At 64.3% G+C, this 26,104-nt stretch carries 23 protein-coding genes; 9 read left to right on the top strand and 14 right to left on the bottom strand.

All coding sequences use genetic code 11. The annotated features are described in order from the left end of the window. Positions 1-119: 119 nt before the first annotated feature. Complete coding sequence (locus IVB36_RS09850) at positions 120-731, bottom strand: protocatechuate 3,4-dioxygenase (RefSeq protein ID WP_247338059.1); 612 nt, start codon at positions 729-731, stop codon at positions 120-122. Further along, the gene (locus tag IVB36_RS09855) at positions 731-1,711 is read right to left on the bottom strand and encodes a tripartite tricarboxylate transporter substrate-binding protein (RefSeq protein WP_247391395.1); all 981 of its coding nucleotides are present in this window, start codon (positions 1,709-1,711) and stop codon (positions 731-733) included. Before IVB36_RS09855 ends, IVB36_RS09850 begins: the two co-directional genes overlap by 1 nt. A 113-nt stretch (positions 1,712-1,824) precedes the next feature. Here IVB36_RS09855 and IVB36_RS09860 point away from each other — a divergent pair, with 113 nt between their 5' ends. Together IVB36_RS09860 and IVB36_RS09865 are read left to right on the top strand one after the other, a co-directional pair. Continuing rightward, positions 1,825-2,793, top strand: a complete 969-nt coding sequence (locus tag IVB36_RS09860; RefSeq protein ID WP_247338057.1) for a LysR family transcriptional regulator — start codon at positions 1,825-1,827, stop codon at positions 2,791-2,793. 236 nt (positions 2,794-3,029) lie between these two features. Continuing rightward, the gene (locus tag IVB36_RS09865; protein WP_247391396.1) at positions 3,030-3,644 is read left to right on the top strand and encodes a cupin; all 615 of its coding nucleotides are present in this window, start codon (positions 3,030-3,032) and stop codon (positions 3,642-3,644) included. Between the two features lie 63 nt (positions 3,645-3,707). Here IVB36_RS09865 and IVB36_RS09870 read toward each other — a convergent pair whose 3' ends face one another. Together IVB36_RS09870 and IVB36_RS09875 are read right to left on the bottom strand one after the other, a co-directional pair. Beyond that, positions 3,708-4,409: a Crp/Fnr family transcriptional regulator gene (locus tag IVB36_RS09870; protein ID WP_018459105.1), complete on the bottom strand. Its 702-nt coding sequence runs from the start codon at positions 4,407-4,409 to the stop codon at positions 3,708-3,710. Between the two features lie 17 nt (positions 4,410-4,426). Then, entirely contained in the window at positions 4,427-4,666 is a 240-nt protein-coding gene (locus IVB36_RS09875) for a hypothetical protein (RefSeq protein ID WP_018459104.1), read from the bottom strand. A 158-nt stretch (positions 4,667-4,824) separates the two neighbouring features. Here IVB36_RS09875 and IVB36_RS09880 point away from each other — a divergent pair, with 158 nt between their 5' ends. After that, positions 4,825-5,562: a Crp/Fnr family transcriptional regulator gene (locus tag IVB36_RS09880; RefSeq protein WP_247391397.1), complete on the top strand. Its 738-nt coding sequence runs from the start codon at positions 4,825-4,827 to the stop codon at positions 5,560-5,562. A gap of 9 nt (positions 5,563-5,571) precedes the next feature. Here the strand turns inward: IVB36_RS09880 and IVB36_RS09885 are convergent, their stop codons facing one another. The 10 genes from IVB36_RS09885 to lptF form a co-directional block, all read right to left on the bottom strand. After that, on the bottom strand, positions 5,572-6,288 hold the full coding sequence (locus tag IVB36_RS09885) for a Crp/Fnr family transcriptional regulator (RefSeq protein WP_247391398.1): 717 nt from the start codon (positions 6,286-6,288) through the stop codon (positions 5,572-5,574). Between the two features lie 361 nt (positions 6,289-6,649). Continuing rightward, entirely contained in the window at positions 6,650-6,886 is a 237-nt protein-coding gene (locus IVB36_RS09890; RefSeq protein ID WP_018459101.1) for a hypothetical protein, read from the bottom strand. A gap of 71 nt (positions 6,887-6,957) precedes the next feature. After that, on the bottom strand, positions 6,958-7,119 hold the full coding sequence (locus IVB36_RS09895) for a Flp family type IVb pilin (RefSeq protein WP_018459100.1): 162 nt from the start codon (positions 7,117-7,119) through the stop codon (positions 6,958-6,960). A gap of 90 nt (positions 7,120-7,209) precedes the next feature. Further along, positions 7,210-8,268 carry an alcohol dehydrogenase gene (locus IVB36_RS09900; RefSeq protein ID WP_247391399.1) on the bottom strand — a complete coding sequence of 353 codons (1,059 nt, stop codon included), beginning with the start codon at positions 8,266-8,268 and terminating at the stop codon, positions 7,210-7,212. A 16-nt stretch (positions 8,269-8,284) separates the two neighbouring features. Beyond that, positions 8,285-9,145: a 16S rRNA (adenine(1518)-N(6)/adenine(1519)-N(6))-dimethyltransferase RsmA gene (gene rsmA / locus IVB36_RS09905; RefSeq protein ID WP_018459098.1), complete on the bottom strand. Its 861-nt coding sequence runs from the start codon at positions 9,143-9,145 to the stop codon at positions 8,285-8,287. Next, positions 9,142-10,158: a 4-hydroxythreonine-4-phosphate dehydrogenase PdxA gene (pdxA, locus tag IVB36_RS09910; RefSeq protein ID WP_085352922.1), complete on the bottom strand. Its 1,017-nt coding sequence runs from the start codon at positions 10,156-10,158 to the stop codon at positions 9,142-9,144. The genes rsmA and pdxA overlap by 4 nt, the downstream gene beginning before the upstream one ends. Then, the gene (locus tag IVB36_RS09915) at positions 10,158-11,084 is read right to left on the bottom strand and encodes a SurA N- domain family protein (RefSeq protein WP_026233734.1); all 927 of its coding nucleotides are present in this window, start codon (positions 11,082-11,084) and stop codon (positions 10,158-10,160) included. Before IVB36_RS09915 ends, pdxA begins: the two co-directional genes overlap by 1 nt. A gap of 69 nt (positions 11,085-11,153) precedes the next feature. Continuing rightward, on the bottom strand, positions 11,154-13,643 hold the full coding sequence (locus IVB36_RS09920; protein WP_026233733.1) for an LPS-assembly protein LptD: 2,490 nt from the start codon (positions 13,641-13,643) through the stop codon (positions 11,154-11,156). Next, positions 13,643-14,740 (bottom strand): LPS export ABC transporter permease LptG, encoded by a 1,098-nt coding sequence (gene lptG / locus IVB36_RS09925; protein WP_018459094.1) that lies wholly within the window; start codon positions 14,738-14,740, stop codon positions 13,643-13,645. Before lptG ends, IVB36_RS09920 begins: the two co-directional genes overlap by 1 nt. Continuing rightward, the gene (gene lptF / locus IVB36_RS09930; protein WP_018459093.1) at positions 14,737-15,906 is read right to left on the bottom strand and encodes an LPS export ABC transporter permease LptF; all 1,170 of its coding nucleotides are present in this window, start codon (positions 15,904-15,906) and stop codon (positions 14,737-14,739) included. Before lptF ends, lptG begins: the two co-directional genes overlap by 4 nt. Before the next feature lie 339 nt (positions 15,907-16,245). On the opposite strand from lptF, the gene IVB36_RS09935 reads away from it, so the two are divergent. The 6 genes from IVB36_RS09935 to IVB36_RS09960 all read left to right on the top strand — a co-directional run bounded on the left by IVB36_RS09935 (position 16,246) and on the right by IVB36_RS09960 (position 26,005). Then, positions 16,246-17,745, top strand: coding sequence for a leucyl aminopeptidase (locus tag IVB36_RS09935; RefSeq protein ID WP_018459092.1), 1,500 nt, complete (start codon positions 16,246-16,248; stop codon positions 17,743-17,745). A 6-nt stretch (positions 17,746-17,751) separates the two neighbouring features. Then, the gene (locus tag IVB36_RS09940; RefSeq protein ID WP_018459091.1) at positions 17,752-18,204 is read left to right on the top strand and encodes a DNA polymerase III subunit chi; all 453 of its coding nucleotides are present in this window, start codon (positions 17,752-17,754) and stop codon (positions 18,202-18,204) included. Between the two features lie 166 nt (positions 18,205-18,370). Next, complete coding sequence (locus IVB36_RS09945; protein WP_018459090.1) at positions 18,371-18,862, top strand: hypothetical protein; 492 nt, start codon at positions 18,371-18,373, stop codon at positions 18,860-18,862. Between the two features lie 440 nt (positions 18,863-19,302). Further along, on the top strand, positions 19,303-22,149 hold the full coding sequence (locus tag IVB36_RS09950) for a calcium-binding protein (protein ID WP_247391400.1): 2,847 nt from the start codon (positions 19,303-19,305) through the stop codon (positions 22,147-22,149). Between the two features lie 282 nt (positions 22,150-22,431). Beyond that, positions 22,432-24,564: a type I secretion system permease/ATPase gene (locus tag IVB36_RS09955; protein ID WP_018459087.1), complete on the top strand. Its 2,133-nt coding sequence runs from the start codon at positions 22,432-22,434 to the stop codon at positions 24,562-24,564. Beyond that, positions 24,551-26,005, top strand: coding sequence for an HlyD family type I secretion periplasmic adaptor subunit (locus IVB36_RS09960; RefSeq protein ID WP_247391402.1), 1,455 nt, complete (start codon positions 24,551-24,553; stop codon positions 26,003-26,005). Before IVB36_RS09955 ends, IVB36_RS09960 begins: the two co-directional genes overlap by 14 nt. Positions 26,006-26,104 lie beyond the last annotated feature (99 nt).

Consider the following 26,104-nt stretch of genomic DNA (forward strand, 5'->3'; position numbering starts at 1 on the left):
CCGAAATTCGGAAAAGCGAAATATTTTTGCGCGGAGGCCTTGACGGGGGTGTTTTGCCCGACGCGTCAGCGCCGGTGGCGAACGACCCAAATCGGGCTTGGAGCCACCTGAAACGCTTGTCATCCGCTGGCAAGAACAATGTCGAAATGCGCGACCAACGCATGCCTCTCAAGGCGTGATGGCGAATTTTGCAGAGTAACGATTAACCTTTCCGGATGCGGGGCCGCATTGAGCCAGCGGTCGGTCACGTTTTCTTCTTCGCCAGCGAAATACAACTGGGTCACCAGGCAATCGAACCGCCCCTCAACGGTGAGATGAATGTGCGGCGGCCTGACGTCGCCCTCTGCTGTCGGATAGCGGCCCGGTTTGACGGTACGAAAGCTGTAGTGCCCGGCCGCATCCGTTGTGAGACGCGCGAAGCCTTTGAAATTGGGATCGAGCGGCGCCGGATTGATATCACTCGGATGACGATATTTCCCCGCCGCGTTGGCTTGCCAGATGTCAATGCGTGCATGCGGCACCGGCGCTCCCGAACGCGTGAGCACGCGTCCGCTGAGATGGATGAGCTGGCCCAGCGCCTCAGCGGTGCTGCCGCTTGGACGCGCCAGATCGGTTGCCAGATCGGGGTGCTCCGAGACCGGGTAGAACGGGCCGACGATCTGCGGCGGCGTGATCGCCAATGCTGCTGCATCGCGGCCACTCGTCTGGGCTTTGGATGGGGTCTGGCTCATCAAGGCAGCTTGATATCCGCATCCTTGACGACCTTGCCCCAGTGGGCGATGTCACTCCGGATTCCCTCACCAAATTCTGCGGCGGTGCCACCCACGGCTACGGCTCCTATCTTGTCGAGCGAAGCGCGGATCTTCGGCTCGAGAAGTACCTTGTTAATTGCCTTGTTGAGCTGCGACGTTACTTCCGCAGCCGTTCCACGCTTCGCTGCAAAGCCGATCCAATCGGCTGTCACCAGATCGGGAAAGCCTGCCTCGATCACAGTGGGAATGTCTCCCAGGGCAGCAATCCTGGTGGGGGCGGTGACGGCAAGCGCTCGCAACTTGCCGGTCGCAATGAGGTCAATAACCGGAAGCGTGGTGACAAACATGTATTGGACGTTGCCGCTGATCAGATCGGTGATTGCTTGGGAAAACTGCTGGTAGGGCACGTGGGTGGCGCGCACGCCCGCCTGCAATGCAAACATTTCGCCGATCAGGTGCGAGGGGGTGCCGAAGCCCGCGGAAGAGAAGTTGAGCTTCCCTGGCTTGCTCTTGAGCAACGCCACCAGACCGGCTAACGAGTCGACCGGCAAGGAAGGCGTTGTAACGAGCACGGTGTAGGATTTCGATATCTTGATCACCGGATCGAAATCCACATCCGCCCGTGTCTCCGCCTTCGGAAGCAGGGCCGGGGTGACCGTCATCGGAAGGCTCATGGTCAGCAGTGTATAGCCGTCCGCCGGACGACCGCTCACGTCGTTCATGGCAATGGTCTGCAGCGCACCGGGGCGATCTTCCACCACAAGTCGCCAGCCTTCATTGGCGGCGAGCTCGTCGGCGATCATGCGGCTGATGATGTCGGGCGGTGTCCCCGCGCCGGCAGGGACTACAACACGTATGAGATTGGACGGATAAGGTTGCGCGGCGACCTGGCCGGGCAGCAACAATCCCGCGAGGCTTCCGAACAGGAAGGTGCGACGGGGTACGTGAATGTTCGACATGGCTGCTCCAAACCTTGGCGGTGGAGGGTAACGCGAATTGCAGCTTGTCCCGCGGATCTATATAAGAAAAGTTCTATTTCTCGATAGTTCTATTCCATTTCGGAAAGGGTCGCATGCTCGATGCATCCCAAATCAGCCGTCGGATCAAGCTGCGGCAACTGAACGTGTTTATCGCCGTCGTGGAATACGGGAGCATGGCGAAGGCGGCCGAGCACCTAGCCATTTCTCAGCCTGTCATATCCAAGATGATCGCAAGCCTGGAGCAAACGATCGGCCTTCCGCTTCTGGAGCGCAGCCGGCTCGGCGTTGAGCCCACGCTTTATGGCAAGGCCTTGCTCAAGCGCAGCATTGCTTTGTGCAACGATTTGCGGAGCGGCGTCGACGAGCTGCAATCGCTCGCTGATCCCGCGGTGGGTGAATTGCGCATTGGCAGCACCGAGCCCGTGATGGCCGGACTACTGCCCGCCATCATTGACCGGCTATCCCGGCAATATCCGAGGCTCGCGCTTCACATCATCGAGGGCGAACCGCCGGAGCTTCAGGATCGTCATCTGCGCAATCACGACATCGACCTCATGATAGGGCGCCTGCCGAGCCCGACACCGGCTGCCGATACCGATGTCGAAGTGCTGTTGCACGAAAGCGGTGTCGTTGTCGCAGGCTTGCACAGTCCGTGGGTGCGGCGGCGCAAGATCCGCCTCGACGAGCTGGTCAACGAGCGTTGGTGCCTGCCGCCGCGCGAAAGCTTTCCGGGCGGCTGGATTGCCAACGCATTTCACGCCTCCGGGCTGGAGGTGCCACGTGCCAGCGTAACCGTGTATTCGATCCTTATGCAGTCGGCGTTGCTCTCGTCGGAACGATTCCTGAGTTTCCTTCCGGCATCGATGTTGCACTTCAGCGCGAAGCGGCTGTCGATGAAGGTTTTACCGGTGGAAATGCCTATTCAGATGTGGCCGATCGGGATCATTGCGATGAAGGGCAGAACGCCGAACCCTGCTCAGCGGCTGCTCGTCGAGTGCGCCCGGGAGGTCGCAAAGCCGCTCGCAGGTAAGCGAAACGCCTCGCCCAATCGGCGAAACTGAAACTGATTGTTCTTCTGCTTCACATCGCGTCGTTCCGCTCCTGCGCGGCCAATGTCGGCTACCGGGGCAAGGCGGTGGCTGCGAGCGCAGCGAACATTCCGGAGTGCTGCCGGGGAACGATTTCTGGAATGCTTGTCTTCGCCGGAAATGACGCCGAGGAGATGGCGCGGTCCAACCGGATCACCTCGGGAAACTTATCCTTCCGGCCGTCGTTTAATTGCGGCTGAGGAGACGCCATGCCGATCAAGGACCAGATCAAAAATCTCGCCAAGAAGTTCGTTGAGGATCACCCCGACGCGGCAACGCTGCGGGCGCTCGTGCGGGCTCGGAAGCCGACAGCCATCCGTTTCGACGACGATGGCATCGTGCCGAATAACCCGCATTTTCCCGTCTTGCTCTATCGCGGTGCGGTGAACCTGAAGACCCGGCGTTTTGCTCCAGAGGTCATCATCGACACGCTGTTCGATCGTCACGGCTGGGGCCGCTCTTGGCGCGATACGGTTTATGACTTTGTCCACTATCATTCGCAGATCCACGAAGTGATGGGCGTGGCACGCGGCACGGCCAGGATCGAGTGCGGCGGGATCAAGGGGCGAATCCTGAGCGTGAAGGCCGGAGATGTTCTGGTCCTTCCCGCAGGCACCGGACACCGACTGATCGAGTCCGGCCGGGACTTCCTGGTCGTCGGAGCGTATCCGCAGGAGGGGACGTATGACGAGTGCACCGACACGCGAGAGCGTCCTGAGGCCAGCAAACGCGTCGCCAAGGTCCGCAAGCCGAAGACCGATCCCGTGCTGGGTGCCGGCGGCCCGTTGCTCAAATCATGGCGGATAAAGCCATCGCGATCGTGAGGCGGGGGATCGCTTTTGCTGTGCCGGTTCGAATGTCGTTCGTTGGAACGCCGCCCGTCTTTGTCAGGTCAGATAATCCGGCGTGAAATCCGCGAGCGCGCGGAGCTCGTCGGGTTGCAACAGCTCGATCTCGCTTCCCTCCCAGGCAATCAATCGGCGCCCTCTCAGCTCCTGGATGGTGCGATTGACGTGGACGATCGACAGTCCGCAGGCATCGGCGACGTGCCGCTGCGTCATCGGCATCTGGAAGCGGCCGTTCTTGACGAGGCCCACGACCTCCAGCCTTGCGGCGAGCTCGCAGATCAGATGGGCCACCTTCGGCAGTGCCGCCTGTGCGCCGAGGCGCGCGATCCATTGTCGCGAAATCGCCGCATCGATCAGCGTCTCGCGCCAGAACGCGCGGGTCAGGTGAATGGAGCCGTCGAGCAGCTGCTTGAGTTGGCTGTGTGCGACGTAGCCGACGAGGGAAGGGCCAAGACCGACGAGGTCCGCATCCATCGGCGAGACCAGCAGCGTGTGGAGGCACGGCATGTCGCCGGGAACGTGGAAGGCGAGGATCTGGCTGCGATCGCCGACGATGCGCGCCTGATAGAGGAAGCCGCTGACGACGAAAACGCAGCGAGAGGTATCTTCACCCTGGCGCAGCAGGGTCTCGCCGTCGGAGACCTGGCGCAGCGTGGACGGCAGAGCCGCGATCTGGCGGCGTTCGTCGTCGGAGAGGCCTTCAATCGCCTGGAGATGTGCGATGAACTTGGGGTGCGGCATGGAGAGGAGGAGGTGTTTCAGTCGTCACCCGGCATCGCGGGCTCGAGCAGGCATCGTGAGAGTTTCGCGATGGTCCAATCGGACACGGGAACCGCCTGGAACTCGCGGATGGCGCGCGCAAGCTCCTGATCCGACATCGGCCGCGCCGGCTCCTTCAGCGTGCCTCGCTGGAAGGCAGCGCTGATACTGTCCAGGTGCTCGCCCGACTCCGATGCGAACAGGTGGCGAATGCGCTTCAGGATCGTCGTAGAGCTCATGCGAATGGCGGGCGCAGTCAGCGATCGAGGGACGGTGGGCTGCGACCAAGTAATGTCGCAGACCGGTAGCAACCTGTGCTTCCGACCCGCGTTCTAGTCCGCTGGATACGGGCCAGATGTATCATTTGATCGAACCGGCAGGATTTTTGGCGGGACCTATGGAAAAAGCGCATGACGTGCTGATCCGGAACTTGGGCGAGCACACCGCGCTCGCCCAGGAGGATGTCGCCGAAATTCGCGGGCTGACCTTTTTGCAGCGCGAGTTCGCGCCGAACGAGGATTTCATCCGTCAGGGCGACGAACCCGAGCATTCGGCGCTGGTCGTCTCCGGCATGATCGCGCGCTACCATTTGCTCGACAGCGGCCGGCGGCAATACCTCGCGTTCCATCTGTCCGGCGACCTGCCGGACTCCCAGGGCTTGTTCATCGACCAGATGGACCATGGCCTCTGCGCCCTCGGGCCTGCCTCGGTGGCCTTCATCCCGCATCGCGAATTGTTCATTGCCTTCCGGCGACGGCCGACCTTCGCGCTGTCGGTTTGGCGCGAGACCCTGCTCGATGCCGCGATCTTTCGCGAGGCCATCACCAACAACAGCGCCCGGCCGATGCACGCGCGCATGGCACACCTGTTCTGCGAGCTGTTCTACCGCGCCCGCGCAGCGGAGCTCGTCCGCGGCAATCGCTGCCGCCTGCCGCTCAGCCTGGCGCAGCTCGGCGAGACCTTGGGTATGGCGATCGCGACGGTGAACCGGACGCTCGCCGACCTCAGGCGGAGCGGGACCATGGACATGCACGACGGCGAGCTCATCGTCATGAAATGGCGCGAATTGCAGCGGCTCGGAGGCTTCAGTCCGACCTATCTGCACTTGAAGCGCCAATCGCCGCCGCATGCGTGAGACCTAAAGCTAACCGTCCGCGGCCGTGCGTCCCATCACCTCGTCAAAGTGCTTCTTCACCCAGTCGTTGCAGGAGCAGGCTCTGGCTTCGAGCGCCGGCGCATCTAGGATCAGGATGGCGCCGCGGCGTGTCGCGAGGATCCGCCTGGCCTTGAACATCTGGATGACGCGGCTGGCATAGCTGCGGGACACGCCGAGCATGCCGGCCAGCTGCTCATGGGTGAGGGGGATCTCGGGGCCGCCGACGTGCTCCTGCGCGGAGATGATCCACTTGGCGGCGCGCTGCTCGATCGAATGCGCGGCATTGCAGGCCGCGGTCTGGAGCAGCTGCGCGAACTGGCAGTCGGCGTAGCGAGAGAAGATTTGCAGAAGCGTGGCCGACCTCTGCTGGGCCTGCTCGAGCACGCGCGGCGGCAGCCGCAGCAGGGTGCCGCCCAGCTTCACGACGATGCGCGAATAGGCCAGCGAGGCGCTGCGGCCGGCGGCAATGCTCACCGCGCCCTCGCGCCCGACCAGCAGGCTTTCGACCTCGCGATCGTCCTCGACCGGCACGGCGAACGACACGAGCGTGGAGCGGCAGGGAAAATGGACCGCCGCCACCTCGTCGCCGGCATGATAAAGGATGTGGCCCGCCTCGAGTTCGACCGGCTGGAGGTGCGGCGCGAGCAGTTCGAAATCCGGGCGGCTGAGCTGCTGGAGAAGATCGTTCTGGGGCCGACCGGTCACATGTCTTGCTCTGGCCGGGAATCGGCACCGGCCAGAACCCTACGTTTCCGTGACGGAGCCGACGGTTCCAAAGTGCACACAAGGCGTTTTTCAGCCGTTGAAAAATGGCCTCCGGCTTGCGGAATTCCAGAAAGTTTTGGCGAGGCATGGGACGAGGCAATGGCGCAGCCGAACCCAGCGGCCTTCAACATTGCGAGCTCTGTGCAGGAGTGCACACAGCAGGGGCGCGGCTCCAGCGTAGCGCGCTCGTCGCGGAGCGCCGCAGCCCGTGCGCTCTGCCCGACGGACCGCCGGCCTATACCTCAACGCCGCCGGGCCGGCGGGCCCGAGGGCGGCCGGGATGTTCATCACCCGAAGTTCGTCACCCGAAGCGTGCTTCGCAATCGTGCGCGGGCCGGCCTTTTTCCGCGTGGGCGCGATAGGCATCGATCGCCCTGTTGGCGAGCATCAGTTGCCGGCGCTCGCCGGTCCTGAGCTGGGCCTCAATGGCGTCGAGCAGGACGTTCGCCGTCTCGTCCGGGGAGCCGAGCTCTCCGCTCTGCTCCAGGAAACTCCAGGCGATGAAGAATGCGTTCTCGACGGTGCAGCGAATGGACATGGCTGCCAACGCGGCGCGGCCGTTGCCGTTCCGCGGGACAGACGAATGCTTTGAATTGGCGCGCGTGCCCGCTACTTCAGCGAGCTGCCGATCGAGGTGAACTTCTTGTTCAGCGTCGCGCCGAGATTGTTGACGACGGCGATGATCGCAAGCGCAATGCCGGCGGCGATCAGGCCGTACTCGATCGCTGTGGCGCCGGACTCGTCGGCGAGGAAGCGGCGGATCGTCTGCATGGTTGCCAGAAATCCAAAAAGAGAGCTGGCGAGGACCGTATTCTGCAGAGAGCGGGTTCCCCAATTTGGAACACGGGTCTGCGTCAGTTTCTAGTTCTTGAGCACGATGCGGCCGACGACCTTGCCGGCGCGAAGCTCGTCGATCCATGTTTGGACGTCGGCCATCGGCTCCTCGCGCATCGGCGTCGGCTTGATCTTGCCGGCGCGGGCGAGCGCCATCAGCTCGTGAGCCTCGGTGAGTGTGCCGACCATGAAGCCCTCGATGGTCATGCGCTTGTAGACCCATTGCACCATCGGCAACGTGAACTGCCCCCCCATCAGGCCGGAGACCACGATCTTGCCGCCGCGCGCGGCGACGGCGACCGCGAAAGCCATGGACTTCTCGTTGCCCGCGAAGTCGACGATCTCGTCGAAGCCGCCATCGGTTTCCTTGAGGATGCGCTTGACCACGTCGGGCTCGGCCGGATCGTAGGCCACCGCCGCGCCGTTCTTCAGCGCGGTTTCGCGCGCGGCACCGCTGAGGTCGGCGACCGTGATCGGCTGCTTGAACATGGCCGCCGCGAAGGAAAGGCCCATCATGCCGACACCGCCGAGGCCGATCAGCAGGAGGTTGCGCTGGCGCGGCCGGTCGACCAGGCGCTTGAGCGCGCCGTAGGCGGTGACGCCGGAGCACATCAGCGTCGCGGCCTGGTTGACGGGCAGGGGATCGTAGTCGAGCAGATATTTCGCGTCGGGCACCAGCACGTGGGTAGCGAAGCCGCCGTCGATGGAGACGCCGAGAAAGCGCTGTCTGGCGCAGAGATTCTCGTCGCCATTGGCGCAGTCGCGACACTGGCCGCAACCGATCCACGGAAACACCGCCTTCTTGCTGCCGACGAGACCGGCGAATACCTCGGGGCCGACTTCCTCGACCACGCCCGCGATCTCGTGGCCGAGCGTGAAGGGCAGCGTCATGCCGCGCGTGGTGTCGAGCTTCTTGCCGCCGCCGAGATCGGCGTAGCCGTCCTGGATGTGCAGATCGGAGTGGCAGAGGCCGCAACGCTCGATCCGCACCAGCACCTCTCGACCTTGCGGCTTCGGCGTCTCGACGATGGTCTCGCACAGCGGCGCATCGAACTTGACGAGGGACTGCCGACGCATCAACGCCATATTTCTTCCTCCGAAATTATCTCTCTGTTTCGCTGCGTATATTGGCCAATTCACGGGCCATGGCAACAAAGCCGGAAATCGGAACGGTCTCCGCGCGCCGCGTCGCATCGACGCCGGCAGCTGCGGCGAGCCGCGCGGGATCGGCGCCGAGCGCCTTCAGGCTTTGCCGCAGCATCTTGCGGCGCTGGCCGAAGGCGGCGGCCGCGACCTGTTCGAGCAGCTTGCGATCGCAGGCGAGAGGCGTTTCGCGCGGGATCAGTCGCACAACGGAAGACGTAACCTTCGGCGGCGGCACGAAGGCGGACGGCGCGATGTCGAACAGGATCTTGGTCTCGCAGCGCCAATTGGCGAGCACGCCGAGTCGGCCGAAGGCCTCTTCGTCCTCGCGCGCCACGATGCGCTCGCCGACCTCGCGCTGGAACATCAGGACCATCATTTCGTACCAGGGCGGCCAGGGTTCGGTGGTGAGCCAGCCGACGAGGAGGTGGGTCGCGATGTTGTAGGGCAGGTTGGCGACGATTTTTGCTCTTTCGCCTGATAGCAGCGGGCGCGGGTCGAAGGTCATGGCGTCGCCATGGACGATCTCGAGACGGCCGGGATAGCGCGCAGCAATATCCTGCAAGGCAGGGATCGCGCGCTCGTCATGCTCGATGGCGATGACGCGTCTGGCGCCGAGCGCGAGCAGGGCGCGCGTCAGCCCGCCCGGGCCGGGGCCGATCTCGATGATGGTGGAATCCTCGAGTGGAGCCGCCGCACGCGCGATGCGCGCGGTGAGATTGAGGTCGAGGAGGAAGTTCTGGCCGAGCGATTTGCGCGCCGACAAGGCGTGCTGGCGAATGACCTCGCGAAGCGGCGGGAGGTCATCGATCGTGCTCATCGGGTTTTCGCAGCCGCCATCCGGCTCGCAAGCCTCAACGCGGCGATCAGGCTTGCCGGATTGGCCTTGCCGGTGCCGGCGATGTCGAAGGCGGTGCCGTGGTCGGGCGAGGTGCGGATGAAGGGCAGTCCGAGCGTGACGTTGACCGCGTCATCGAAGGCCACAGTCTTGATCGGGATCAGCGCCTGGTCGTGGTACATGCAGACGGCGCAGTCATAGCTGTTTCGCGCGGCTTCGTGGAACATGGTGTCGGCGGGGAGCGGTCCCTTCGCCTCGATACCGTCGCCCCGCAACGTCTTGATCGCCGGCGCGATCACGGTCTGCTCCTCGTGGCCGAGCGAGCCGTCCTCGCCCGCGTGCGGATTGAGGCCGGAAATCGCGATGCGCGGATTCGCGATGCCGAAGCGGGATTTGAGTTCGGTCGCGACGATGCGCACGGTCGAGACGATCAGCTCGCTGGTGAGCTGGGCCAGTGCATCGCGCAAGGAGACGTGGATGGTCACGGGCACTACGGCGAGCCGCGGCGACCACAGCATCATCACCGGCTGCGGCGTGGGGCCGTCTTCCGCGGCGAGCTCTGCGAGGAATTCGGTATGGCCGGGATGGCGGAAGCCGGCACGATAGAGCACGCTCTTGGCAATCGGATTGGTGACAACGGCGCCGGCGCGGCCCTCGCGGACATCCGTGACCGCCTGGCGGATCGAGGCGAGCGCGGCCGGCGCGCTCGATGCGTCGGGCTTGCCGGGCGCGGCGCTCGCGGGCTCGCCGGACGCAACCACGGGCAGGGCCTCGGGGAAGGCGGCCTCGGCCTCGCCGGTGGTCACCGAAGCGATCCTGACGGCAGCGCCGAGCGCCTTGGCGCGGCGGGCGATCAGCGCCTCGTCGCCGAGCAGATAGAAGGCGGGCAGGTCCAGTTCGCGGCGCTTGAGCCAGGCTGCGATGGTGATGTCGGGGCCGATGCCGGCAGGCTCTCCCAGCGTCAGGGCGAGGGGCTTGGCAGGCTGCTTGGCCATCAGCGGTTGCGATACTCGATCATCGCCGCCTTGCGGAGCTCCTCGAGATAGGTCTTCTGGGTCTTCTCGTACTTCTCCTGATACATCTTCTCGCGGACCTCGCGCTTCTTCGGCGTGTCGATCATGGTCGGCTTGCGCGAGCACAGCACCACCATCTCGATGCCTGCCTTGGTCGTCTCGGGCGCGGTCAGGTGGCCGATCGGCGTGTCGTCGAGCACCTTACGCAGCGCCTCGGGTAATTCAGCGGTGGTCTTGGTGACGACGTCGCGGATGGTGGCGTTCGGCGTGGAGCGGAACAGCGAATTGGCTTCTTCGCAGCTTCCGACGCGCGAGCGATACTGCTCGGCTTCCTTATGCCGTGTCTCCAGGAACGCCGGCGACGAGCCCCGTGGCACGATCAGCACGATCGGCTGCATCTTGTATTCGGTGCCCTCGATCTGCAGCTTGTCGCCGGTCTGGGCCTGCACGGCCTGCGCGACGTCCTTCTCGCCGACCAGCAGCTTCTCCTTGAAGCGGCCGCGCACGAGGCTGGTCCAGACCATCTCGGCCTTCATGCGGCTCTTCAGGGTTTCGGGGCGGACGCCCTTGACCTCGAGCGACTTGGTGAGCTGGTCCGGCGAGATGCGCATGCGCTGCGCCATGCCCTCGTAGGACTGGTTGATGTCGGAGACGCCGGGGTCGACACCATATTTCTTGCCTTCCTTCATCTTCACCCGGTCGTCGATCAGCTCGTTGATGACGTCCTGGCGGGCCGGTGTCTTCTGCGTCGTCAGCTGGTCGAGCTTGGAGCGCTGCTCGATGTCGAAGTCGGTGATGGGATCGCCGTTGACCATCAAGACGATGTTCTGCGCACGCAACGGCGCGCCGGCCAGCAGCAGGGCGGCGAGGATGAGGAAGAGGCGGAAGACAGGCAATGGGATCGTCATATTTGTCGCTCGCATGTCAGCCGAGGTGAACCTGCGATCGGGAACACGCGGCCGGCACCTTCAAACCGTTCACTGGAGTCCGCCGCCGGAACTGCTGGTGGTCGCTGTGTTCGCCAGCGTGCGCAGGCCGATCTGGAACATGATCGCGTGGTTCAGCACGGGCGGGGTCGAGCCTGCGGAATAGCTATACGCAGTTACATAGTTCAAGCCGAGCACAAAACAATCGTCGACGTAGCCGGCACCGAGCACATACTGGTTGATCTTGTTGGCCTCAAGGTCCCAGCGCGCCGAGCCCGTGACCACCCAATTGGCCGCGAGCTTGATCGAGCCTGACGTCAGGATGCCCTCGCGGCGGGTTAGATAGCCGAGTTCCGGCTGCGCCGCGTAATTGCCGTACAGCATGCTGACTGACCAGCGGTTGAAGTTGGCGCGGCCTTCCGCCTCGAAGCGCTGCACGTTCCAGGTCTGCTCGTCCATGCGCGAGCGAACGCTGAACGTATAGGTGCTGTTGGGCGAATAGGCGGCGCTCGCCACATAGTCGGAGCGCGGCCTTTGCAGGCCGGAATCCACGCCGGTATTGATGGAGTCCTGGACCGCGAAGGAGTTCATGCCGAACAGCTGGTAGGACTGGCCGAACAGCGTCTTGATGGCTCCGCCCCTGTCGAACTGCGTGGTGGACTGCACGCCGACATTGGCGCGGCCGCCGCCCTCGACACGGTCGTAGCCGGAGAACTTGTCGACGCTGAACAGGTTCGAGGCGTCGAACACCATGCTCTGCGCGTCCTCGTTGGGGAGCTTGCCGGCATAGGTCTCGTTCGGCCGGATGATGATCTGCGCGATCGGCTCGATGGTGGTCGAACCCCAGGGCTGAACGTTGATGAAGGGGTAGCGGTATTCGAGGCCCACGGTCGGCATCAGGCGGAGCGCCTGGGTATCGCCGACGGGCAAATAGTTCGACACGCCCGGCTGGTTGGAGACCGAGGAGTTGATCGCGTCGGCGCGGAGAATGGCGAACGGCGTCCAGATTTCACCGAACGGATCGGTGAAGGACTTGCGCCACTGCGCTTCCGCCGTCAGGCGGGTGTAGGTACCCGGGAAGCCGCGCAGCAGGCACTGCGACGGCGTACGCGCGAGCGGATCGGCCGACACCGTCGTGCACAGGCTGTTGGTGTTGGCGAGCGTCGTGATCGGATCGAACACCGCGGTGTCACGCGACAGGTTCACGAAATTGGTCTTGTAGCTGAACTCGCCGCCGAAGACTGGATAGTTCAGCACGTTCGAGTAGTCGATCACGGGGTAGACGACCGGCACCTGGTTCTGGTTGCCCGAGTAACTCAGCCAGTACATCGTGCGCGCGTCGAAGAAGCTGCGATTGCCGACACCGGTCAGGTAAAGCTGCGAGAGTGCATCCGTCGGCAGATACAGGAACGAGCCCAGCGGATCGCGATATTGCGACAACCGATAGTCCGAGAAGAAATAATAGTCGGACATCAGGACACCGTCCCAACCCCAGACCCATTTGTCGTTCAGCGCGAACTGACCCTTGGTGTCGACGGCGCCGCGGAACTGCTTGTCGCCGGGCTGGCCAGCGAGCGCGCTCCGATCGAGCTGGTCGATGCCGTAGACGCGGATCTGATAGGCGCCGTCCATCAGGCGCTGGCGAAATTCGGCCTGGAACAGCACGCCCTGCCTGGACGTGATGCGCGGGTTGAAGGTGGCGTCCATGTCGGGCGCGATCGCCCAGTAGAACGGAACCTCGACGCCGTAGCCGAACGGCGTATTCGACGTGAAGCCCGGCATCAGGAAGCCGGTCTTGCGCTTCACGGTCGGGTCGGGCGTCGAGAAATAGGGCATATAGGCGATCGGCACGCCGAAGAATTCGAGCTGCGCCGTCTCGAAATACAGCATCTTCTCCTGCTGGTCGTGGATGATGCGCGCACCCTTGACCTGCCAGAGCGGCGGCTTCTTCGGATCGTCCTTGCACGGCGCGCAAGCCGTGTAGACGCCGTTCTCGAACACCGTGTAGTTGCCGCTGGAGCGATCGGAGCGGCTCGCCGCCATGCGGGTCTGGTCGGCCGTATCAACGCGCAGCGAATCGACGAAGCCGTCACGGTAGTCGTCGGACAGGTCCAGGATCTCGGCATAGGTGATCTTGCCGTCGGCATCCGTCATACGGATGTTGCCTTCGGCATGGAGCCGCTTGGTCTTCTGGTCGTAGATGACCTTGTCGGCCTCGACGCTGGTGCCGTTGTAGAACAGCTGGACGTTACCGACCGCGGAGACGCGCGAATTGTTGTAGTCGTAATCGACCTCGGTCGCCTGAACCAGCATCTGGTTGTCGTTGACGGCCTTCGGCGGCTTCGCACGCGGCGGCAGCGGATTGTAGGTGAAGCTCTGGGCGGAGGCCGGCGTCACGGCGGCAACGTCCATCACGCCACCGAGCGATGCCACGGCGGCGACAGCAAGCAGGAATCTGCGAATGGACAAGCCACACCCGTTCGCGCGCACCAATGTGCGCCGCGTCAAACGAGACACGGGCCCTCGGTGGACGGCCGTCACTATCCGTCCTCCTGATACAGCAAGGCCAAAAAGCCGGTGAGGCCGCCCACCACCACGGGCAACCACGCCGCAGCGATCGGATGCATCAACTCAGCCTTGCTCAAATCTTCAGTCACTTTCGACAGAACGTAGAGCAGAAAGCCTGCGCCCACGCCACTCAAAACCATCTTCTGCACGCCGCCCATCCGGAAGAAGCGCAACGACACGGAGGCCGCGAGCATCACCATGGCTGCAAGCAAAAACGGCTGTGCCAGAAGCTTCTGATACTGGAGTCGGTATCCGGCTGTCGCGAAGCCCGAGCTTTCGGATGAGCGGATGTAGCTCGGTAGTTGCCAAAAGGACACAGTCTCGGGTGTGGAAAAGCTGTTGCGGACCTGGGCCTCGGTCAGCGTGGTCGGAATCTCCAGGCTGGCCTGATCGACCGGCGGCGAATCCAGCGAGAAGCGGCGGACGCCCTTGAACAGCCAACGGCCGGCCTCGAGCGTCGCCTCGCGCGCCTCGACCCGTTCCTTGAAGTGCTGCTCTGTGTCAAACCGGAACAGCGTGAGTCCGGTGAGCCGGATACCCTGCTGCTCGCTGCGCGCCGCATTGATGATCGTCTCGCCGTCGCTGGTCTTCTGGTTGAGCCAGAAGCCGGAGGCGTCCTGAATGCCGCCGCCGGGCGCCGAGCCGAACAGCTCGGCTTCCATGCGCTTGGACAGCTCGCGCAGATTGGCCGACATCGGATTGTAGGCGACGGTGGCGATCACGCCGATCAGGAGCGCGCTGCCGAGCGCCGGCGAGATGAATTGCCATGCGGAGACGCCGGCGGCGCGCGCGACGACGAGCTCGAGCCGGCGGGAGAGGGCGAGATAGCAGGTCATGGCGCCGATCAGCATGCAGAACGGCGTCAGCTTCTCCAAAAGCTGCGGCACGCGGAACAGCGAGGTCTCGGCCACCATGACTGCGGAGGCGGATGCGAGCCCTGAGGTCTTGCGCACCATCTCGATGTAATCGACCAGCACCAGCAGCAGGAAAATGCCGGCGAACACGCCGAGCGCCGCGACCACGAAACGGCCGGCGAAATAGCGCCCGAGTGTGTTGGTGAGCATGCTCATGCGGTGGCCGGCCGTCCGAACAGCCGCGCAATGCGCGCGTTCGACCTGTTGATGGCCTCCATGAGGCGCGGCGGCGGTTCGACCACAAGGCCGCCAATGATGATCGCCAGCCCGACGCCGATGGCACCAATGACCATGGCATATTGGACCAGCACCGCGCCCGGCGATTTCACCGCCATCACCGAGCAGGCGAAGCCGGCCATGCGCAGGCCGAACACGGCGAGGATCGAGGAGCCGATCGAGAAATTGCGGCTCTGGCGCGTGGTGCGAGGCGCACCCAGAAACGCGAAGGTCAGCACGGCAAAGGCGAAGGGATAGATCGGCGCCAGCAGGCTGTCATGCAGGGCCGAGCGGAACTGGCCGGGAATCTGCTTGTAGACGGGATCGTCCTCGGACGGCGAGAGCAACTCCCAGAGATAACGCTCGCGGATGCCGAGGGTGACGTCGCGGCCCTGGCCCGAGAACTTGGACATGTCGAAGCCGTAGCGGCCGAACGCCACCAGCGCGGGATCGCGCTTGCCGGCCTCGAAGCGTTGGAGATTGCCGGTCTCCAGCACCAGGAACGATCCGGTCTCGTTCTTCACGACTTCGCCGTGCTCGGCGACGATCGAGACCCGCTCGTTCGGATCGCGGCGGTCGTCGATGAAGATGCCGGCGAGGATGCCGCCGGGCTGGCGTTCGCGAATCCGGATCGTCAGGTTCTTGTCGAGCTGGGCGAAGCGGCCGGGCTGCAGGATGTTGGTGAGCACGTCTGCGGTGATCTCGGCGTCCCACTGCTTGATCCGCCGCATGCCGTCGGGAGCGAGATAGGCCGCGATGAAGGCGACCAGCAGCGCCACCACGCAGGTGGCGTAGAAGAACGGATAGAACAGCCGGAATGGCGAGAAGCCGGCGGCATTCATCACGATGATCTCGGAATCGGTCGCGAGCTTGTTCAGCGTATGCGAGATCGCGATCATCAGCGCGATCGGCGAGATGATCAGGACCAGCGCGGGCACGACGAGGCTGGTGATCCCGAGGAAGGTCAGGATGGTCTGACCCTGGCTCGTCATCAGGTCGATGCCGCGCAACGCTTGCGTAATCCAGATCACGCCCGTGAGGCTGACCAGGACCAGCGCAAACGACGCGAGCGTCGTGCGGAAGATATACCTATCGATTGACCCCATGCACTACCGCACGAATCCCACCAAGTCCCCAATGCCGGCCGGAATTCCGCCTGTCCAACCAATCCCCGCAAGAGGATCCCCAAGGTCGGCCAACCATCTCATCCGCCGGCTTACTCTCTCAGTACCATCCCTTTGATCCGTCAACAAAATGGCTGCCCCGTGGCACCCTCAATATATGGTTAATATTTCCCTCGTTGTGGCCCCTCGGCCACGGGGGGTGCTTGGCATCTGCCGGGCCGGTGGCCCATAGTGCGGCACGCTCAGTGAATCGCCGTTCAGCTCCGGCCCGTGGCCGGGACCGCCGATCGGTAAAAAGCGCAATGTTTTAAGGAGTTACTCATGTCCGATGCCATCAAGGTCGGCTTCGTTCCATTGTCTGCCGCCGCCCGTGGCATCATGGTCGTGTTCTGCGACGACAGCCTGAAGCTCGGCCCGGCGACCGCCAAGGCGCTCGGCGGGGCCACCGAACTCGTGAAGCGGGCGGCCACCGCCGCCGCCTTCAAGGGCAAAAGCGGCGCTGCGCTCGACATCCTTGCGCCCGAAGGCGTGAAGGCCACCCGCCTGATCGTGATCGGTGCCGGCAAGGCGGCCGGCCTGAAGGCGAACGACTTCCTCAAATTCGGCGGCGTGGCGGCGAGCAAGCTTCCGGCCGGGGCGGCGGCCATGACCATCATGGCGGAACTTCCAGGCGGCGCCATGACCAGCGAGCAGGCGGTCGCGATCGCCTCGGGCCTGCGGCTGCGCACCTACAAGTTCGACCGCTACAAGACCAGGAAGAAGGATGGCGAGGAGGGCGGCACGCGCGCCGACGTCTCGTTTGCGGTCGGCGACGTGGTCGCCGCGAAGAAGGCGTTTACATCGGCGGCTGCGATCGTGGACGGCGTGATCATTGCGCGCGACCTCGTCAACGAGCCGCCGAACGTGCTTTTTCCCGAGGAGTTCGCGCGCCGCGCAGGCCTGCTCCGCAAGCTCGGCGTCAAGATCGAGGTCCTCGACGTCAAGGCCATGGACAAGCTCGGCATGGGCGCTCTGCTCGGCGTCGGCCAGGGCTCGGCGCGGCCGAGCCGCACCGTGATCATGCGTTGGGACGGCGGCAAGAAAGGTGAGGCGCCGGTTGCCTTCGTCGGCAAGGGCGTCTGCTTCGACACCGGCGGCATTTCGATCAAGCCGGCCGGCAGCATGGAGGACATGAAGGGCGACATGGGAGGGGCTGCCTGCGTCGTCGGCCTGATGCATGCGCTCGCGGCACGCAAGGCCAAGGTCAACGTCGTCGGCGCCATCGGCCTCGTCGAGAACATGCCGGACGGCAACGCGCAGCGCCCAGGCGACATCGTCACCTCGATGTCGGGCCAGACCATCGAGATCATCAACACCGACGCGGAAGGCCGCCTGGTGCTTGCCGATGTGCTCTGGTACGTCGCCAAGAAAACCAAGCCGAAATTCATGGTGGATCTCGCGACGTTGACCGGCGCCATCGTGGTCGCGCTCGGCACCGAGCATGCCGGCATGTTCTCCAACAATGACGAGCTTGCCGAGCGGCTGCTGGCGGCCGGCATCGAGAGCGGCGAGAAGGTCTGGCGCCTGCCGCTTGGCCCCGAATACGACAAGCTGATCGATTCCCAGTTCGCCGACATGAAGAACACCGGCGGCCGCCATGGCGGCTCGATCACCGCGGCACAGTTCCTCCAGCGCTTCGTGGACGGCACGCCCTGGGCGCATCTAGACATCGCTGGGACCGCCATGGGCGCGCCGAAGACCGACATCAATCAGAGCTGGGGAAGCGGTTACGGAGTTCGCTTGCTCGACCGTCTGGTCGCCGACCATTACGAGCGCAAATGACCCGAGATGACTGAAGTCCTTTTCTACCATCTGCAAAACATGACGGTGGAGAACGTGTTGCCGCCGCTTCTCGAGAAATCGCTCGAGCGCGGCTGGCGCGTCGTGGTGCAGTCGAATTCGCCGGAGCGCGCCGATGCGCTCGACGCTCATTTGTGGACCTATCGCGACGATTCCTTCCTGCCGCACGCGACATGGCGGGTGAGCGACGCCGCCGATCAGCCGATCGTGCTGGCGGTCGAGGAGGACAATCCGAACGGTGCCAATGTCCGCTTCCTCGTCGACAACGCCGCGGTGCCGCAGGACGCGCAGGCCTATGAGCGCATGGTGCTGCTGTTCGACGGCGACGATCCGGACGCGCTTGCGTTCGCCCGCAGCGCCTGGACGGATTGCAAGGCGCGGGGATTTGATGTCACTTATTGGCAGGCTGACGAGCGGGGCCGGTGGCAGAAGCGGAATTAGCGGTCGCTCGCAATTAATGATAATTTGCACTTTTCGGGTGATGATGGCTTTTGTCACCTTCGTGCCGCAAAGTGATGTTGCTACAATTGCTTAGGGCCGATCCTTCACTCGGGGATTTTAGTTTATCGTGCGACATCAAAAGCTTCCCAGCTCGCTCATAATTGCGTTGGCGGCCGTAGCCCCGCTGGTTGCGGGCTGTTCGGGCGGGACCGATCTGTTGTCCAGGGATGCCCAGTGGTTCAACACGCCCAGCCGCCTGTTCATCAAAAGCATCTCGATTGAGTCGCCGCCGCTGACCCCCGACAAGCCGGTTGGGGCCGAGGATCTGGTCAGCGCCGACGGGGCTTGTGCCGGCATGGCGCCGCCGCCCGGGCCGGCTGATGCGAATGCGTCGACGACCGCGCCGGCTCCCATGGGCGGCACCGTCGCGCTCGGCCACACCGAATGCGATGTGGTGCGCGGCATCGGCGCGCCCTCGAGCGTCAACCTCTCCGGTGATGCCGCCGGCAGGCGCGTTGCGGTCGTGACCTGGACGACCGGTCCGCGCGCTGGCATCTATACCTTCACGGCCGGTCGCCTGTCCTCGATCGAGGGCACGCCGGAGGCGCCGGTCATGCCGAAGGCGACCAAGCCGAAGCCGAAGAAGAAGTCGGCGTAACACGGGTCGACCTTTTGGCCTGAAGCTGGTTGCGGCTGTCGATGCGATCAGCCGCGCACTCCTATCCCCATCATCAAGCGGCTTTGCATTCCTTGATCGCGGTGGCCGAGGCGTGAACCGTGATCTCTCCCGTTCGCGCTCGCCGGCGATCTTGTTCGCGAGTTTCGACATCGCGGATGCCGACCTTCGCCCAAAGTGCCTTCATTGCCTCGAGCTGCGTTCTTCCGCGCGCGTTGAAAATCACGGGGGCGTTACGCGTGATCCGTGATCAGGCGGTTCGTGATGAGCAAGCCTTCGCATCCGCTGTCGGAAACTGCCCCGAAGCAAAACTGGAGGAAATCTCCAGAATAATCACGCGCGTCTCAAGCAACGGTTCAAGAATGTCATGTGCGCGAATGCTACGCGTCGAAGGGAGGGGCTAGGTCGGAAGGATCATTTGGATGTCCATTACCTCTGTGTTTTCCCCGGTTACGGGGCAACTCATCATTTTCGGCGACAGCGCGAATAACGGCCTCGTGATAAGTCGCGACAAGTCCGGCCGCATCCTGGTTGATAACGGGCACGTGAAAACGGTTGGTGGCGAACCCACGGTCGACAACACCACCGCGATCGACATCTTCGGTCAAGGCGGTGACGACACGATCACCGTCGACGAATGCCACGGACCGATGCCGGCGGTGCACATCTTCGGCGGCGACGGCAATGACAGGATCACGGGCGGCTCGGGAGCCGACCTCCTGTTTGGTCAGGCCGGCAACGATTTGATCAAGGGCGGCGGCGGCAACGATCTGCTGTTCGGCGGAGCGGGTAACGACGTCCTGGACGGCGGCAGCGGCGACAACCAGCTGTTCGGCGAGGCCGGCGACGACGTCATGATCTGGAATCCCGGCGGCGGCACCAACCTGTTCGAAGGTGGTGAGGGCAACGATACGGCTCAGGTCAACGGAAACAACGCCGCCGAGACGTTCACGATCACGGCGAACGGCACCCGCGTGCGGCTCGACGGGACGGGCGCGGCGCCGTTTTCGCTCGACATCGGCACGACTGAAAATCTCGTCTTGCACAGCGGCGGCGGCGACGATGTCATCACCGCGGGCAATGGGCTCGGCAGCCTGATCTCGCTGACGCTCGATGGCGGCGCCGGCAACGACCGGATCATCGGCGGCGACGGCAACGACCTCATCATCGGCGGCAGCGGCGACGACATCGTCAATGGCGGACGCGGCAACGACGTCGCCCAGCTCGGGAGTGGCGACGACACTTTCATCTGGAATCCCGGTGACGGCAGCGACACGGTCGAGGGCGGCTCGGGCAGCGACAAGCTGCTTTTCAATGGCGCCAACATCAACGAGACCATCAACATCTCGGCCAATGGCGGCCGGGTGCGCTTCACCCGCGATGTCGCCAACATCACGATGGATCTCAACAGCGTCGAGCAGATCGAATTCGATGCGCGTGGCGGCGCCGACAACATCACCGTCGGCGACCTCACCCGGACCGGCGTCAAGCAGGTGCTGGTTGATCTCGGAGCCGTTCCGGGAGGGACGCAAGGCGACGGCGCTGCTGATACGGTGACCGTCAACGGCAGCAACGGCAATCAGCACATCGAGGTCACAGCCGCGGGCACAACGGTCACGGTCACGGGGCTGCCGGAGGTCGTGACGATCGCAAATGCAGAGGCCGGCAACGACCGGCTGGTCGTGCAGGCGCTCGGCGGCAACGACGTGATCGATGCATCCACGCTCGGCGCGGCGATCGGGCTGACCATCGACGGCGGTGCGGGCAACGACACCATCACCGGCAGCCAGGGAGCCGACACCCTGATCGGCGGCGACGGCAACGACAAGGTCATCGGCGGCCGCGGCAATGACGTCGCGCTTCTCGGCGCAGGCGACGACATCTTCACGTGGAATCCCGGTGACGGCAGCGACACTGTCGAAGGCGGCACGGGAACCGATACGCTGGTGTTCAACGGCGCCAATGTGGCCGAGACCATGTCGATCTCGGCGAACGGAAGCCGTGCGCTACTCACCCGTGACGTCGGTGCTATCGTCATGGACCTCGTTGGCGTCGAGCACGTGCAGATCGCGGCGGCAGGCGGCGCCGACAACATCACCGTCAACGATCTGACCGGGACAGGAATCACGCAGGTTGCCATCGACCTCAGTGCCGGCCCCGGCGGCCAGAGCGGCGATGGCGCTGCGGACCGCGTGACCGTGAACGGCACGATCGGTGACGACAACATATCGGTCGTGACCTCCGGCGGATCGATCGTGGTCAACGGCCTCGCTGCGCAGGTGATGGTTGCGCACGCGGACACCGGTGACGTGCTCGGCATCAACGGCGGACAAGGCAATGACGTCATCAACGCCTCTACCATCAAGGCGGGACAGTCGTTCAGCCTCAACATCAACGGCGGCGACGGCAATGACACCATCACCGGCAGCGCCGGCAATGACATCGTGAACGGCGGACGCGGCAACGATTTCGCCAATCTCGGCGCGGGCGACGACACCTTCGTCTGGAATCCCGGCGACGGCAGCGACACCGTCGAAGGCGGGAAGGGCTCCGACACGCTGGCATTCAACGGCGCCAATATCAGCGAGACCATCAACATCTCGGCCAATGGCGGTCGGGTGCTGTTCACGCGGGATGTCGCCGCCATTGCGATGGACCTGAACGGGGTCGAACATGTCGACTTCAATGCTCTCGGCGGTGCCGACAACATTACCGTCGGTGACCTCTCCGGCACCGGCGTCAGCCAGGTCGACCTCGATCTCGGCGCCAATGACGGCGCCGCTGATACCGTGACCATCAACGCAACCGGCGGCAACGACGTCATCACGGTGACCGAGCACGACGGCATCATCACGGTGTCGGGGCTTGGCCAGGACATCAACATCACCGATGCCGGCGCGGGCGACAGGATCGTCATCAACGGTCTCGATGGCGACGACGTCATCACGGCTTCCGGCTTGCACGGCGGCATCCAGCTCGTTGCCAATGGCGGCAACGGCGACGACGTGCTGATCGGCAGCCCCGGCAACGACACGCTGGCAGGTGGTGCCGGTGATGACGTGCTGATCGGCGGCGGGGGCCTCGACATTCTGGACGGCGGCACCGGCAACAACGTCGTCATCCAGGGCGGAGCGTTCGCGGCCGCGATGCTGCTCAACCAGGCCATGGCGGCCAGCTTCGTCCCGGCAGGTGAGGGGAACGGCGAGATGCCGCTGCCCGATCCGCACGCGACGCAGAGCCAGGTGCTCGCACCGCCGCAGCACGCCTGACAGTAAGGCCTGATGGGAAGAGCCTCACTAGCGCTCCGACGGAGGTGCGTTCCCTCCCCCCCCTTGCGGGGGAGGGTTAGGGAGAGGGGTAGCCCAGGAAAAGGTGCCGATGGTTGAAGATGCAGTGTTAGCGGCCGAACGTCGGAAAGAATCCCCGTGGGGCACCGCCCTCCCGGTCCCTCCTCCACAAGGGGGGAGGGACCGGATAGAGCGCGGCTGCTGGCCAAGCTCGATTCGACTTCACGCCATTGCGTTCTCGCTGAATCGGCCCGGAGAACGCGCATGATGACGAATGCGGTCTCCACCGACACGGGGCTCGATGCGTTGCTCACGCTGCTGCATCTGCAGGGTGTTGCGGCCGATCGCGAGCAGCTCAGGCACCGGCTGGGCGCGGCAAGCTTCGGCGTAGCGGATATCGTCCGCTGCGCCAGGTCTCTCGGACTTAAAGCGCGAACCTATCGAACGCAGTGGAGCCGGCTGTCGGACACCCCGCTGCCTGCGATCGCAATGCTGCGGGACGGCGGCTTCATGGTCATCGCAAAGGCCTCCGCCGACAAGGTGCTGGTGCAGTCCCCGGAGGCACAGCGCCCGGTGCTGATGGATCGCGACGAGCTGAGCGCGATCTGGGACGGCGGCTTGATCCTGATGGTCCGGCGCGCCGGCCTGTCCGACCTCGGGCGGCACTTCGATATCACCTGGTTCATCGGCGCGATCGGCAAATACCGGCGGCTGCTGGGCGAGGTGCTGGCGGCTTCGTTCTTCCTCCAGCTTTTTGCGCTGGTCTCGCCGCTGTTCTTCCAGGTCGTCATCGACAAGGTGCTGGTGCACCGCTCACTGTCCACGCTCGACGTTCTCGTCATCGGCCTCGTCGTCGTCTCCCTGTTCGACACCGTGCTTGGGATCCTACGCAATTACTTGTTTGCGCACACGACCAACCGCATCGATGTCGAGCTCGGGGCACGGCTGTTCCATCATCTGCTGGCGCTGCCGATGGCCTGGTTTCAGGCCAGGCGCGTCGGAGATTCCGTGGCCCGGGTCCGCGAGCTCGAGAACATCCGCAATTTCATCACCAGCTCGTCACTGACGCTTCTCATCGACCTGGTCTTCACCTCGGTGTTCCTGGCCGTGATGTTCGCCTATTCGGCGCAGATGAGCTTCATCGTGCTGGCATCGTTCCCGTTCTACATCGCGATCTCGGCCGTGGCGACGCCGCTGTTTCGCCGCAGGCTGGACGAGAAATTCCGCCGCGGCGCGGAGAACCAGGCCTTCCTGGTCGAGAGCGTCAGCGGCATCGAAACGCTGAAGGCGATGGCGGTCGAGCCGCAGATGCAGCGCCGCTGGGAAGAGCAGCTCGCCGGCTATGTCTCCGCGAGCTTCGGTGTCACCAGCCTCGGCAACACGGCAAGCCAGCTCGTGCAGCTCGTCAGCAAGGTCGTCACTGCCGCCATTCTCTATGTCGGCGCCAGGCTGGTGATCGGTGACGCATTGACGGTCGGCGAGCTCGTGGCCTTCAACATCTTCGCGGGGCGGGTGTCGGCCCCGGTGCTGCGGCTCGCGCAAGTCTGGCAGGATTTTCATCAGGCGCGGCTGTCGATCGCGCGGCTCGGCGACATCCTCAACAGCGCGGCGGAGCCGGCTTACTCCGCCGCCCGCGCGGGGCTGCCGCCGATCCGGGGCAACATCCGCTTCGAGCACGTGTCTTTCCGCTACCGGCCCGATGGGCCGGAGATCCTGCACGATGTCTCGTTCGATATTCCAGCCGGACAAACCGTCGGCATCGTCGGATCGTCCGGCTCGGGCAAAAGCACCTTCGCCAAGCTGGTGCAGCGGCTCTACGTTCCGCAAGGCGGCCGCGTGCTGGTCGACGGAATGGATCTGATGACGACCGACCCGGCCGGGCTCCGTCGGCAGATCGGAATCGTGCTCCAGGACAACATGCTGTTCAATCGGTCGGTGCGCGACAACGTCGCCCTGGCCGATCCGAGCCTGCCGGTGGACCGCATCATCGATGCGGCGAAGCTGGCGGGCGCGCATGACTTCATTCTGGAGCTCCCCGAGGGCTACGATACGGTGGTCGGCGAGCGCGGCTCGACGCTCTCGGGCGGGCAGCGCCAGCGCATTGCGATTGCCCGCGCACTGGTGGGCAATCCCCGGATCCTGATCTTCGACGAAGCCACCAGCGCGCTCGACTATGAAAGCGAGCGGATCATCCATGACAACATGAAGGAGATCGCGAAAGGCCGTACCGTCCTGATCATCGCGCACCGTCTGTCCACCGTCCGCGGCGCCGATCGCATCTTCACCCTGGAACGCGGCCGTCTGGTCGAGGACGGCACGCATGATGCGCTGATCAAGACCGGCGGCCGCTACGCCGCCCTGCATCGTCTCCAGGGAGGCATTTATGAGGTCGGCTAGCACTGTGCCGGCGGCTCGGCCGGAGCAGACCGTGATCCCGTTCCGGAATGGAAAGGGCCGGCGCGCCGAGGAAGTCGCCTTCCTGCCGGCGGCGCTGGAAATCACGGAGACACCGCCATCGCCGATCGGCCGCGCCATCGCCCTGGCCCTGATGCTGCTTGTCTGCGCGGCGCTGGCCTGGTCGGCCTGGGGCACGATCGACATCGTGGCCTCCGCAACCGGCAAGGTCGTGTCGAGCGGGCGAAGCAAGGTTGTCCAGCCGTTCGAGACCGGCGTAGTGCGCGCCATTCACGTGCAGGACGGGCAATCGGTCAAATCGGGCGACCTGCTGATCGAGCTCGATCCGACGGTGAACGCCGCAGAGCGCGATCGTCTGCACGACGATCTCATGGCCGAACGGCTCAACGTCGCGCGCCTCCGCGCCGCATTGGCGGGCGGCGAAGGGGTATCCGCTGATCTCGTCGTACCAGAGGATGCCGATCCCATGCTGGTTGCGACGCAACGGCAGCTCCTCGCCAATCAGGTCAGCGAGAACAGGGCCAAGCTCGCGGCGCTGGCACGTCAGGAAGCGCAGAAGGAGGCCGAACATCAGACGATTGCGGCGACGATTCACAAGCTTGATGCGTTGCTGCCGATCACCCAGCAGCGTGTCGAGATCCGCAAGACGCTGATGGAGAAGGAGATCGGCTCGAAGCTGACCTACTATGAGACCCTCCAGCTCCAGATCGAGCAGCAGGAGGAGCTTCGCGTCCAGAGCAGCCGCTTGAAGGAGGCCAAGGCGGCCGTCGCCGCGATCCGGGAGACCCGCATCCAAGCCCTGGCCGAGTACAGGAAGAGTCTCTCCGACGAGCTGGCTAAGAGCGAACAGAAAGCCAATGGCGTCGCACGCGATCTGATCAAGGCGCAGCAGAGGACGAGGCTTCAGCAACTGACGTCGCCGGTCGACGGCGTCGTGCAGCAGCTTGCGGTCCACACCGTGGGCGGCGTGGTCACGCCCGCGCAGTCGCTGCTGGTAATCGTGCCGACCGATACGCGGCTCGAGATCGAGGCGATGATCTCCAATCGCGATATCGGATTTGTCGAGGCCGGGCAGGGTGCTGCCATCAAAATCGACACTTTCAATTTCACCCGCTACGGGCTTCTCGCAGGCCAGGTCGTGAGCGTCTCGCAGGACGCCATCATCCGCGACCGGCCGCAGGAGCGCGGGAGCGACCGTCCGCTCGCGACACAACGCGACAGCAGCGAGCCCAGCGGGCAGGAGTTGAGCTACAGCGCCCGCATCTCGCTCGATCGCACCCAGATGCAGGTGGACGACCGCCTCGTCAGCCTGTCGCCGGGAATGGCGGTGACCGTCGAGATCAGGACCGGTTCGCGCACCATCCTGAGCTACCTGCTATCGCCGCTGCAGCGCTACCGGCACGAGATCATGCGCGAGCGCTAGTTCCCGCATGATGCCGACGAAGCTTCGCGAGACGCGCTGAGAACCAATCGGGCTTTTCGGCAGCTACACCATGCCGCGGGCGCGCCACTCCTGATGAAG

This window comes from Bradyrhizobium sp. 35, assembly GCF_023073215.1.
Classification (GTDB): Bacteria; Pseudomonadota; Alphaproteobacteria; order Rhizobiales; family Xanthobacteraceae; genus Bradyrhizobium; species Bradyrhizobium canariense_D.

Excerpts from the sequence above, each read along its gene's own strand:
- IVB36_RS09850 (WP_247338059.1), bottom strand. The coding sequence starts at position 731 with ATGAGCCAGACCCCATCCAAAGCCCAGACGAGTGGCCGCGATGCAGCA.
- IVB36_RS09855 (WP_247391395.1), bottom strand. The coding sequence starts at position 1,711 with ATGTCGAACATTCACGTACCCCGTCGCACCTTCCTGTTCGGAAGCCTC.
- IVB36_RS09860 (WP_247338057.1), top strand. The coding sequence starts at position 1,825 with ATGCTCGATGCATCCCAAATCAGCCGTCGGATCAAGCTGCGGCAACTG.
- IVB36_RS09865 (WP_247391396.1), top strand. The coding sequence starts at position 3,030 with ATGCCGATCAAGGACCAGATCAAAAATCTCGCCAAGAAGTTCGTTGAG.
- IVB36_RS09870 (WP_018459105.1), bottom strand. The coding sequence starts at position 4,409 with ATGCCGCACCCCAAGTTCATCGCACATCTCCAGGCGATTGAAGGCCTC.
- IVB36_RS09875 (WP_018459104.1), bottom strand. The coding sequence starts at position 4,666 with ATGAGCTCTACGACGATCCTGAAGCGCATTCGCCACCTGTTCGCATCG.
- IVB36_RS09880 (WP_247391397.1), top strand. The coding sequence starts at position 4,825 with ATGGAAAAAGCGCATGACGTGCTGATCCGGAACTTGGGCGAGCACACC.
- IVB36_RS09890 (WP_018459101.1), bottom strand. The coding sequence starts at position 6,886 with ATGTCCATTCGCTGCACCGTCGAGAACGCATTCTTCATCGCCTGGAGT.
- IVB36_RS09895 (WP_018459100.1), bottom strand. The coding sequence starts at position 7,119 with ATGCAGACGATCCGCCGCTTCCTCGCCGACGAGTCCGGCGCCACAGCG.
- IVB36_RS09900 (WP_247391399.1), bottom strand. The coding sequence starts at position 8,268 with ATGGCGTTGATGCGTCGGCAGTCCCTCGTCAAGTTCGATGCGCCGCTG.
- rsmA (WP_018459098.1), bottom strand. The coding sequence starts at position 9,145 with ATGAGCACGATCGATGACCTCCCGCCGCTTCGCGAGGTCATTCGCCAG.
- pdxA (WP_085352922.1), bottom strand. The coding sequence starts at position 10,158 with ATGGCCAAGCAGCCTGCCAAGCCCCTCGCCCTGACGCTGGGAGAGCCT.
- IVB36_RS09915 (WP_026233734.1), bottom strand. The coding sequence starts at position 11,084 with ATGACGATCCCATTGCCTGTCTTCCGCCTCTTCCTCATCCTCGCCGCC.
- lptG (WP_018459094.1), bottom strand. The coding sequence starts at position 14,740 with ATGAGCATGCTCACCAACACACTCGGGCGCTATTTCGCCGGCCGTTTC.
- lptF (WP_018459093.1), bottom strand. The coding sequence starts at position 15,906 with ATGGGGTCAATCGATAGGTATATCTTCCGCACGACGCTCGCGTCGTTT.
- IVB36_RS09935 (WP_018459092.1), top strand. The coding sequence starts at position 16,246 with ATGTCCGATGCCATCAAGGTCGGCTTCGTTCCATTGTCTGCCGCCGCC.
- IVB36_RS09940 (WP_018459091.1), top strand. The coding sequence starts at position 17,752 with ATGACTGAAGTCCTTTTCTACCATCTGCAAAACATGACGGTGGAGAAC.
- IVB36_RS09950 (WP_247391400.1), top strand. The coding sequence starts at position 19,303 with ATGTCCATTACCTCTGTGTTTTCCCCGGTTACGGGGCAACTCATCATT.
- IVB36_RS09955 (WP_018459087.1), top strand. The coding sequence starts at position 22,432 with ATGATGACGAATGCGGTCTCCACCGACACGGGGCTCGATGCGTTGCTC.
- IVB36_RS09960 (WP_247391402.1), top strand. The coding sequence starts at position 24,551 with ATGAGGTCGGCTAGCACTGTGCCGGCGGCTCGGCCGGAGCAGACCGTG.